Origin of the sequence: Paracoccus sp. (in: a-proteobacteria) (assembly GCF_030536915.1) — a bacterium.
GTDB lineage: Bacteria > Pseudomonadota > Alphaproteobacteria > Rhodobacterales > Rhodobacteraceae > Paracoccus.
The window spans coordinates 33,958-43,063 of the sequence record NZ_JAUNPC010000017.1 but is presented as its reverse complement, the minus strand read 5'-3'; the positions used below and the strand labels follow the sequence as shown (position 1 = coordinate 43,063).

Annotated in this window: 9 protein-coding genes and 1 tRNA gene; 6 read left to right on the top strand and 4 right to left on the bottom strand. The window is 68.4% G+C overall.

The genetic code is table 11. The features are described 5' to 3' along the window. The 3 genes from Q4F04_RS04960 to Q4F04_RS04950 all read right to left on the bottom strand — a co-directional run. The coding region (locus Q4F04_RS04960) for an NAD(P)-dependent oxidoreductase (protein ID WP_303368725.1) at window positions 1-1,307 on the bottom strand (1,307 nt) is incomplete at its 3' end. Window positions 1,308-1,452: 145 nt separating this feature from the next. Then, complete coding sequence (locus Q4F04_RS04955; RefSeq protein ID WP_303368724.1) at window positions 1,453-2,259, bottom strand: undecaprenyl-diphosphate phosphatase; 807 nt, start codon at window positions 2,257-2,259, stop codon at window positions 1,453-1,455. Beyond that, a complete protein-coding gene (locus tag Q4F04_RS04950; protein WP_303368723.1) occupies window positions 2,256-3,242 on the bottom strand; it encodes a complex I NDUFA9 subunit family protein in 987 nt (328 codons plus the stop codon). Before Q4F04_RS04950 ends, Q4F04_RS04955 begins: the two co-directional genes overlap by 4 nt. A gap of 178 nt (window positions 3,243-3,420) precedes the next feature. Between Q4F04_RS04950 and Q4F04_RS04945 the strand changes: the two genes are divergently transcribed. The 6 genes from Q4F04_RS04945 to Q4F04_RS04920 all read left to right on the top strand — a co-directional run bounded on the left by Q4F04_RS04945 (window position 3,421) and on the right by Q4F04_RS04920 (window position 7,697). After that, window positions 3,421-3,505, top strand: a tRNA-Leu gene (locus Q4F04_RS04945). Window positions 3,506-3,618: 113 nt separating this feature from the next. After that, complete coding sequence (locus tag Q4F04_RS04940) at window positions 3,619-4,152, top strand: DUF1269 domain-containing protein (protein WP_303368722.1); 534 nt, start codon at window positions 3,619-3,621, stop codon at window positions 4,150-4,152. Window positions 4,153-4,351: 199 nt separating this feature from the next. Further along, on the top strand, window positions 4,352-4,945 hold the full coding sequence (mtgA, locus tag Q4F04_RS04935; protein ID WP_303368727.1) for a monofunctional biosynthetic peptidoglycan transglycosylase: 594 nt from the start codon (window positions 4,352-4,354) through the stop codon (window positions 4,943-4,945). 88 nt (window positions 4,946-5,033) lie between these two features. Beyond that, window positions 5,034-5,714, top strand: coding sequence for a glutathione S-transferase family protein (locus Q4F04_RS04930; RefSeq protein ID WP_303368721.1), 681 nt, complete (start codon window positions 5,034-5,036; stop codon window positions 5,712-5,714). Window positions 5,715-5,727: 13 nt separating this feature from the next. After that, window positions 5,728-6,786 carry a tRNA epoxyqueuosine(34) reductase QueG gene (gene queG, locus Q4F04_RS04925; RefSeq protein WP_303368720.1) on the top strand — a complete coding sequence of 353 codons (1,059 nt, stop codon included), beginning with the start codon at window positions 5,728-5,730 and terminating at the stop codon, window positions 6,784-6,786. Further along, window positions 6,783-7,697 (top strand): DMT family transporter, encoded by a 915-nt coding sequence (locus Q4F04_RS04920; RefSeq protein WP_303368719.1) that lies wholly within the window; start codon window positions 6,783-6,785, stop codon window positions 7,695-7,697. Before queG ends, Q4F04_RS04920 begins: the two co-directional genes overlap by 4 nt. On the opposite strand, the gene Q4F04_RS04915 is transcribed toward Q4F04_RS04920, so the two are convergent. Then, window positions 7,694-9,073, bottom strand: coding sequence for a hypothetical protein (locus Q4F04_RS04915; protein WP_303368718.1), 1,380 nt, complete (start codon window positions 9,071-9,073; stop codon window positions 7,694-7,696). The genes Q4F04_RS04920 and Q4F04_RS04915 overlap by 4 nt on opposite strands. Window positions 9,074-9,106: the final 33 nt, after the last annotated feature.

The window sequence follows — 9,106 nt, the reverse complement described above, 5'->3', positions numbered from 1 at the left end:
TCATAATCGCCGCCCTCGATCACCTCGGGCGACTGCCGGCCCGTCACGTCCGGCGCCCCCAGCCGCATCCGCGCCACCCGCAGGCCCGTCACGCCGACCGGCCCGGTCGAAGTATCTGTTTCCGTCACCAGATGCAGCGGCGACAGCTTGGGATTGTCCCCGATCCCGTCGCCGTCCACGTCGCCCCCCGCATTTGCCACCAGCGCCTCGCTGGCGCGGCCCGCCACCCCGGCGACATGGCCCGCGAAAGCGGCCGGGGCGGAAAGCCATACGAATTCGACGCCCTCCTCCTCGGCATTCTGCACCTCGCGCTGGCTGCCGGGCATGTTGGCCCGGTCGCGGCGGTAAAGGCACTTGACGCTGACGGCCCCCTGCCGGATCGCCGTCCGCACGCAGTCCATCGCCGTGTCGCCGCCGCCGATCACCACCACGCGCTTGCCGAAGGCATCCAGCTCGCCATCGGCGAAATCCGGCACCTCGTCGCCCAGGTCGATGCGGTTGGACGCGGTCAGGTAGTCCAGCGCCGCCACCACGCCCCGTTCGGGCGCGTTGTCGATCCCGAGGTCGCGGGTCCTGTAGACGCCGGTGGCGATCAGCACCGCGTCATGCTTGCCCCGGATCGCGTCGAAGCTGATCGTCCGGCCCACCTCGGCGTTCAGCACGAATTCGACGCCGCCTTCCTCAAGCCACTGGTTGCGGCGCTCGACTACGGGCTTTTCCAGCTTGAAGCCGGGGATGCCATAGATCATCAGCCCGCCCGCGCGGTCGTGGCGGTCATAGACCGTGACCTGGAATCCCTGCTGCCGCAGCCGTTCCGCCGCCGCCAGCCCGCCCGGCCCCGCGCCGATGATGCCCACGCTTTCGGCGCGTTCGGCCGCCGGGCGGATGGGCTCGACCCAGCCTTCCTCCCATGCGGTGTCGGTGATGTATTTCTCGATGGCGCCGATGGTGACGGTGCCGTGGCCCGACTGCTCGATGACGCAGTTGCCCTCGCAGAGCCGGTCCTGCGGGCAGATGCGGCCGCAGATTTCCGGGAAACTGTTGGTCTCCTGCGCGCGCAGATAGGCTTCCTGCGTGCGCCCCTCGGCCATCAGGCGCAACCAGTCGGGAATGTTGTTATGAAGGGGGCAATGCGACTGGCAATAGGGAACCCCGCATTGGGAACAGCGGCTCGCCTGCTCGACGGCCTTGGCATCGGCGAACTCGCGGTAGATCTCGTGGAAATCGCCGCTGCGCTCATCCGCCGCGCGTTTCTCGGGCATCTCGCGACCTAGGGTCACGAACTTGAGCATCACCTGCGTGGCCATCCGCTGCGCCTTCTCCCATCAACCGGGGAAAGCTGTAGAACAGACAGGATCGCTCAAAAAGTCAGCAAGGCTTACCTATCTTTGATTTTCCGGCATGAAGTCTGAAAATCCAGCGGATTTTTTGCCGAAAATAGGTCAGGGTGCGTTACCCAACCGCCATAAGCCCCAGCAAGGCCGCAGTTCCGACGATGATGCGCCACCAGGCGAACAGCCCGTAACCGCGGCGCGAGACATAGTTCAGCAGCCACTTGACCACGAAGACCGCCGCCACGAAGGCGCAGACAAAGCCCACCGCCACATTCGTCAGCGCCGCCGCGTCCAGAACCGCGCGGCTGCGGTAAAGGTCATAGGTGAAGGCCCCGACCATCGTCGGCATCGACAGGAAAAAGCTGAACTCGGCCGCCGCCCGCTTGCCGACCCCCATCGTCAACGCCCCCACGATGGTCGCGCCGGAACGCGACACGCCGGGCACCATGGCAAGGCACTGGATCAGGCCGATGCGGAAGGCGACGCCCAGCGGAATGTCCTCGGCCTCGGCATGGCGGGTGGGGATCGACAGCCGGTCCACATAGAGCAGCACGATGCCGCCGAGGATCAGCATGACGGCGATCAGCATCGGAGTCTCGAACAGCACCGTCTTGATGATCCCGTGCGCCATCGCGCCGATCACCGCCGCCGGCAGGAAGGCCAGCAGCACCGCCCCGATGAACCGCCGCGCCCGGGGATCGCGCGGCGCCTCCGAGAAGATGCGCCACAGCCGCCCGGCATAGACGCCCAGGATGGCAAGGATCGCGCCAAGCTGGATCAGCACCTCGAAGGCGCGGCCGGGGCTGTCGAAACCGAGAAAATGCCCGGCCAGCAGCAGGTGCCCGGTCGAGGAAACCGGAATGAACTCGGTCAGTCCCTCGAGCAGCCCGAGGAACGCCGCAACGATCGTATCACGTTCCATCAATCGGGGCGCAGGTTCTTTGCCGAGTCCTTGATGGCGGTGTATTGCCCCGACGGCCGGAAGCGCCACAGGTATTCGGGCACCACCGCCGCCGCGGCCGCGGGCTGGATGCCGAGGTCGGCGAAGGTCTTTACCCCCTGCCCCACCCGGTTCGGGCGGCGCAACTGGCGCGCCTGGTCGCGGGTGATCACGCGGTTCATGACCAGCCCGCCGCTGACCGTCTGCAGCGCATCGAATGAGACGCCGATCAGCCCCGCCATCCAGCCCGGCAGCCCCATGATCCAGCGCCGGCGGCTGGTGACAAGGGCGACCAGCCGCGCGATCTCGCGCATTGTCATCACGTCGGGGCCGCCGAGTTCGTAGATGCCGGGCTCGGCCTCGCCCGTCGCGCCCATCATGGCGGCGCGGGCCACGTCATCGACGAAGACGGGCTGCAGTTCCGCATTGGCGCCGGGCAGCGGCACGACCGGCCCCAGCCGCATCATGCCGCCCAGCTTGTTGAAGAACTTGTCGTCCGGCCCGAAGATCACCGAAGGGCGCAGGATCACCGCGTCGGGACGGTGCTGCAGGATCGCCTGCTCGCCCTTGCCCTTGGTTGCGGCATAGCGGCTGTCCGAATCGGGATCGGCGCCGATGGCCGACAGGTGGACCAGCCGCCCGACGCCAAGCTCGGCCGAGATGCGGGCGATGCGGCCGGCGGCCTCGTGGTGGATGGCATCGAAGGTGTTACGCCGCTGGCCCACGAGGATGCCGACGCAGTTGATGACGGCATCCGCATCCGTCATCGCCGCCCGCACCGACAGGTCGTCGCGGACGTTGCAGAAGACCGGCTGGACCTGGCCCACATGGCCATACATCCGCACCACGCCCGCCAGATGCGGGCGGCGGACGGCGACGCGGACGCGCCAGCCCTCGGCCGCCATGACGCGGGCAATCTGCCGCCCGACGAACCCCGAGCCGCCATAGATCGTGACCAGCCTTGCCATGTCTCGCCCCTTTCAGCAGCCGGGTGCCGCTTTCGCGCCTTGCAAGCCTGATAGCGAACCGCCCCCCCGGCATCAAGCGCAGGCAGGAACCGCGTCCCGGCAAGGGCGGGCGATTTTTCTGAAGAAGGGCCGTTGACAGCCCCTGCGGCTGGCTCTACATCCCCGCCTCACGACACCGGCCCAGGTGGCGGAATTGGTAGACGCGCACGGTTCAGGTCCGTGTGCCGCAAGGCGTGGAGGTTCGAGTCCTCTTCTGGGCACCATCGTCGCAAGGCCCCTGCAGCGCAAGCTGCGGGGGCTTTCCGATTCAGGGATTCGTGAACCATTCGGGCCGCGGGGGCGTTGTCGGGGCAATCCCGAACCTGAAGGTGGCCCCATGTCCCAACTGATCGTCATCGGCTTCGCGTCCGAGGAGGATGCCTTCGCGCTTCGCCAGGAACTCGGCGCGGCGCAAAAGGAATACCTGCTGAAGCTTGAGGATGCCGTTGTCGTCACCCGCCCGACCGAGGGCGAGTATCAACTGCACCAGGCGCTGAACATGACCGGGACGGGGGCGGTGACGGGAACCTTCTGGGGCGGGCTGATCGGCCTTCTGTTCCTGAACCCGCTGGCGGGCGCCGCGATCGGCGCGGCCTCGGGGGCCTTGGCGGGCAAAGCCACGGATTACGGCATCAACGACGATTTCATCCGGCAGATCGGCAAGACCGTGCCGGTGGGCAGCGGCGCGGTGTTCATCCTCGCCCGCGACTTCAACATCGACAAGCTGCTGCCGCGTCTGGAAAAATACGGGAATCGCGCGCAGGTGATCCAGACCTCGCTGTCGGACGCGGACGAGGCGCGGCTGCGCGACACGCTGGCCGGGACCGGCGGGCAGGTGCCGACCGCCCAAAGCCAGCCAGTGACCGACTGAGTGCGCCAAGGCGCCGGGTTTTCTTGACGCCGCCGCGGCCTGCGTGAGACGACGGGCCATGTCGCGCCCGGAATCCTTCACCGACGTCATGGCGGCCCCGCCGCCCCGTCCGCTTCGCCGCCGCGCGGCATGGCGGCGGCGGATGCTGCGGCGCGTCCTGCGGCCCCTGCGCTGGCTGGGGCTGCGGTTCTTCGTCCTGATGCTGGCGGTGGTGGTGCTGTTCGGCTGGTTCCTGAACCCGCCGACCACCTGGACGATCATCCGCGAGGGCATCAGCACGCCCCGCCAGTGGACCCGCGCAGCCGACATCGCGCCCGTGATGCTGCGGTCGGTCGTCGCGGCCGAGGACGCGAATTTCTGCCTTCATCACGGCTTCGACATGGCCGAGATCCGCCGCGTGATCGCGCGGGGGGAAAGCCGCGGCGCCTCGACCCTGACGCAGCAGACGGCCAAGAACGTCTACCTGTGGCAGGGGCGAAGCTGGCCGCGCAAGGTGCTGGAGACGATCTACACCCCCATGATCGAAGCGGTCTGGAGCAAAAGGCGCATCATCGAGGTCTATCTGAACGTGGCCGAATTCGGCCCCGGCGTCTTCGGCATCCATGCCGCCGCCGCCCATCACTTCGGCACCACCCCCGACAAGCTGAGCGCGGGACAGGCCGCGGCGCTGGCCGCTGTCCTGCCCGCGCCCAAGACGCGGGCTGCGCAGACCCGTTCGGCCCGCGCCCGCGCCATCGCCGACGGTGCGGCCACGATCCAGCGGGACGGACGGGCGGGCTGCTTCCAGCAATGAGCGGGCGGCGGCACCGCGGTTGAATACCCCGGCGGGGGGGCGTATCACCGGCCGGTCCCTCACCCAAGCGAACGACCTTTCCCCTGCAATGAACACGAACTCGACCCCGCGTCTTTACCATGTTGCCCTGTCGCCCTTCTGCCGCAAGGTGCGGCTGGTGCTGGGCGAAAAGCGCATTGACGTGGAACTGGTCGAGGAACGCTGGTGGGAGCCGGGGTCCGAGATCGCCCGCCGCAACCCGGCGGGCAAGATCCCGGTGCTGCGGCTCGACGGGCGGCTCTGGGCCGAAAGCCAGGCGATCGTGGAATACCTGGATGAGGCTTATCCGAACCCGGCCCTGATGCCCATGACGCCCGCCGAGCGGCACGAGGTCCGCCGTCTCTGCGCCTGGTTCGACGACAAGTTCAACACCGAGGTGACGCGGCCGATCCTGTCGGAACGGGTCTGGAAGAAGGTGATGAACGCGGGCTACCCGGATTCGCGGCTGGTCAAGTCGGGCCTGCGGGCGGTCAAGGACCACATCGACTATCTGGGCCACCTGCTGGAACACCGCAAATGGCTGGCGGGGAACATGCTGACGCTGGCGGATTTCACTGCTGCCGCGCATCTCTCCTGCCTCGACTATATCTCGGACGTGGACTGGGACCGCTCGGTGGCGCTGAAGGACTGGTATGCGACGGTGAAGTCGCGGCCGGCCTTCCGCAGCGTGCTGGCCGACCAGATCTCGGGCCTGGCGCCGGCGCCGCATTATGCGCAGCTCGATTTCTGAAGAAGGGGGGGCGTTGCCCCCCGCCGGCGATGCCGGCTCCCCCCAGGATATTTGGGCGAAGAAGAAGGAACTGGTCGCGCGGGCTTTGGCCGAAGGGTTTTCGGCGGCGCGGGTGACGACGCCCGACGCGATCCCGCAGGCGGCGGGGCGGCTGGCGGAATATGTCGCCAAGGGGCGGCACGGGCAGATGGGCTGGATGGCCGAGCGCATGGGCTGGCGCGGCGCACCGGAGGCGCTTTGGCCCAAGGCGCGGTCGGTGATCATGCTGGCCGAGGCCTATACGCCGCCCCATGATCCGCGCGAGGATCTGGCACGGCCGGACCGGGGCGCGGTCAGCGTCTATGCGCAGGGCAAGGATTACCACGACATCGTCAAGGCGCGGCTGAAGCGGCTGGGCCGTTGGATGATCGAGCACTGGGGCGGCGAGATCAAGGTTTTCGTGGACACCGCCCCGGTGATGGAGAAGCCGCTGGCGCAGGCGGCGGGACTTGGCTGGCAGGGCAAGCACACCAATCTGCTGTCGCGCGATCTGGGAAACTGGTTCTTCCTGGGGGCGATCTTCACCACCCTGCCCCTGCCGCCAGATCCGCCCGAGGCCGAGCATTGCGGGTCCTGCCGCGCCTGTCTGGACGCCTGCCCCACGGGCGCCTTCCCCGCGCCCTTCCAACTGGATGCGCGGCGCTGCATTTCCTACCTGACCATCGAGCACAAGGGGCCAGTGGACCCGGAACTCAGGCCGATGCTGGGCAACCGCATCTATGGCTGCGACGACTGCCTCGCCGCCTGCCCGTGGAACAAGTTCGCGGTTCAGGCGCGCGAGATGCGCTATCACGGGCCGCACCGGGGACCTGCGCTGGATGAGCTTGCCAGCTTGGACGACGCGGGCTTCCGGACGCGGTTTTCCGGCAGCCCGATCAAGCGGATCGGGCGCGACCGGATGGTGAGGAACGCGCTTTATGCCATCGGCAACAGCGCCCAGCCCCGGCTGCGAGCAGTGGCGCAAGGGCTGGCGGACGACCCCGATCCCGCGGTCGCGGATGCGGCACGCTGGGCGGTGGGGCGGCTTTCGTGAGAAACCCCACGACCGGCATCCTGCTGAAGCTGGGCAGCGTCTTCCTGTTCACCGTCATGGCCGCGATCCTCAAGGCCACGGCGCCCGCTGTCCCCACGGGAGAGCAGGTGTTCTTCCGCTCGTTCTTCGGCATCCCCGTGATCCTGGTCTGGCTGGCCCTGAAGGGCGAGCTTGCGACCGGGCTGCGGACCGCCAATCCGATGGCGCATGCCTATCGCGGCATCATCGGCACGATCTCGATGGGCTGCGGATTCGCCGGCCTCGGCCTGCTGCCCTTCCCCGAGGCGACCGCGCTGAACTATGCCATGCCGCTGATGACGGTGATCTTCGCGGCGATGTTCCTGGACGAACGGGTCGGCGTCTTCCGCCTGAGCATGGTCGCCCTGGGCTTCGCGGGCGTGCTGATCGTGCTGTCGCAGCGGCTGTCGCTGGGGGTGGGCAGCGCCTCGGCGGAACAGAGCTTGGGCGCGATGCTGACCCTGACCGGCGCGGCCTTCGGGGCGCTGGCGCAGATCTTCATCAGCCGGATGGTGACGACCGAGCGGACCTCGGCCGTGGTCTTCTGGTTCCTTGTCACCGCATCCGTGCTGTCGCTGGTCACGCTGCCCTTCGGCTGGGTGGTCCCCGATCCGGCCACGGCCGCGCTGCTGGTCGCGGCGGGGCTGGTGGGCGGGCTGGCGCAGATCATGCTGACCTCCTCCTACCGCTTTGCCGATGCCTCGCTGGTGGCGCCTTTCGACTATGCCTCGATGCTGATGGCGATCGCGGTGGGCTGGTTCGTCTTTGGCGAGCCGACCACGCTGCGGATGCTTGCGGGCGCGGCGGTCATCATCGCGGCGGGCGTTGCGATCATCCTGCGCGAGCGGCACCTGGGCATCCGCCGCGGCCGCCGCGCCGGGACACCGCGCTAGGGGCGCTCGGGGAAGCCGAAAGCCACGTAATCGCGCAGATAGGCGGCCTTGGCGGCTTTCCGCAGCGCGGGGTCGTCAAGGACGGCGGGCAGCGGTTCGGGTGCCGGCCCGTCACGCTCGATCCCGGCGGCGCGGGCAAGGAAGCCGAGGTCCTCGGCCATGCGGTCCTCGCGCGCCACCAGGTCAGGGGCGCCGAAGCGGGCGAAACCGGCCAGCACCTCGGATTGCGAGGCCCAGCCGGGATGGGTGGCAAGCCCGGTCTGGCCGTTCAGGTTGCGGCGCAGGAAGTCGAGGAAAGCAGCAAAAAGCGGCAGCTTCTCCTGATCCGTCAGCGCGTGCAGTTCCTCGTCGGGGGGCAGATCGACGCGGTGGACCTGCCGCAACGTGGCACGCAACTCGGGGTTCCGGGCGGCCAGCATGGCGTGGAAGGCATCCCACGCCCGCGGCAGCGGGTGGCGCAGGACGGTGAAGGCACGGTGGCCGGGATGGGCGCGCTTCCATTGCCGCAGGGCGTTCTGGGTCAGGTCGCGCTTGACCTCGCCCAAGGCAGAAAGCCAGCCATCGACCGGGCCCGAGGGGCCGCCGCGCACCGGCATGAACAGCAGGCCCCGGCCCGCCTCGGCTGTCAGGAACGAGGGAACGGCGGGGCCGCGCCTCGGCTCGAAGCCGGGGATGCGGTGCAACTGGAACGGGTCGGCGGCGACAAGTTCGGCCTGCATGGCGCCAAAGTTCGCGACCTTCTCGGCCATGGGGCGGGGGTTCTGCGGCACCTGGTCCTGCGCGGGTTCGACCCGGTCCAGGTCGGTGCGGCCCAGCCAGTGCAGAAGGCCGGTCATCACATCCGCGTCGCGCAGGTCGTCGTAGTTCAGCCAGAACGCCGTCTGGCCCCGCACCTGCAACGCCTGCTGGATGCGGTCGAGAAAGGCCTGCATCTGGTCCAGGTTCTCGCGGAACGAGGCCGCGTCGAACTCCACCTGCGCGGGGATCGGCGTCTCGGTCTCGTTCAGCTTCCACTGGTTGGTGGCATAGGCAAGCCGGGTGGACACCCAACTGTCGACGGGATTGCGCGTCAGCACGATCTTGGCGCAGGTCGGGTCGTCCATCAGCGGGCCGAACATCCGCGGGTCGTGGTCGTGGAAATAGCGGAAGCCCTTGACCTTGCGGGCACTGACCATGTGCCGCCACAGCGCCTGCGGGTCGGCCTCGCGGTCGGCCAGGGTCATGTCGTACAGCGTCTGCTGGTCGGGCCAGCCGATGAAATAAGGGTTGTAGGCCTCGCCGAAGCAGGCGACGTCATGGGCGTTCAGCGTCGCTTCCAGCAGGTTCGAGCCGGTCCGCATCCCGGCGAAGATCACGAAGCTGCGGAAAACGGTCATCGGCAAGGTCCTGCATCAACGGCAGGCGCAACC

Bases quoted from the DNA above. Each gene is read 5' to 3' on its own strand.
- Q4F04_RS04930 (WP_303368721.1), top strand. From the start codon at position 5,034: ATGAACACGAACTCGACCCCGCGTCTTTACCATGTTGCCCTGTCGCCC.
- Q4F04_RS04915 (WP_303368718.1), bottom strand. From the start codon at position 9,073: ATGACCGTTTTCCGCAGCTTCGTGATCTTCGCCGGGATGCGGACCGGC.
- Q4F04_RS04950 (WP_303368723.1), bottom strand. From the start codon at position 3,242: ATGGCAAGGCTGGTCACGATCTATGGCGGCTCGGGGTTCGTCGGGCGG.
- Q4F04_RS04940 (WP_303368722.1), top strand. From the start codon at position 3,619: ATGTCCCAACTGATCGTCATCGGCTTCGCGTCCGAGGAGGATGCCTTC.
- mtgA (WP_303368727.1), top strand. From the start codon at position 4,352: ATGCTGGCGGTGGTGGTGCTGTTCGGCTGGTTCCTGAACCCGCCGACC.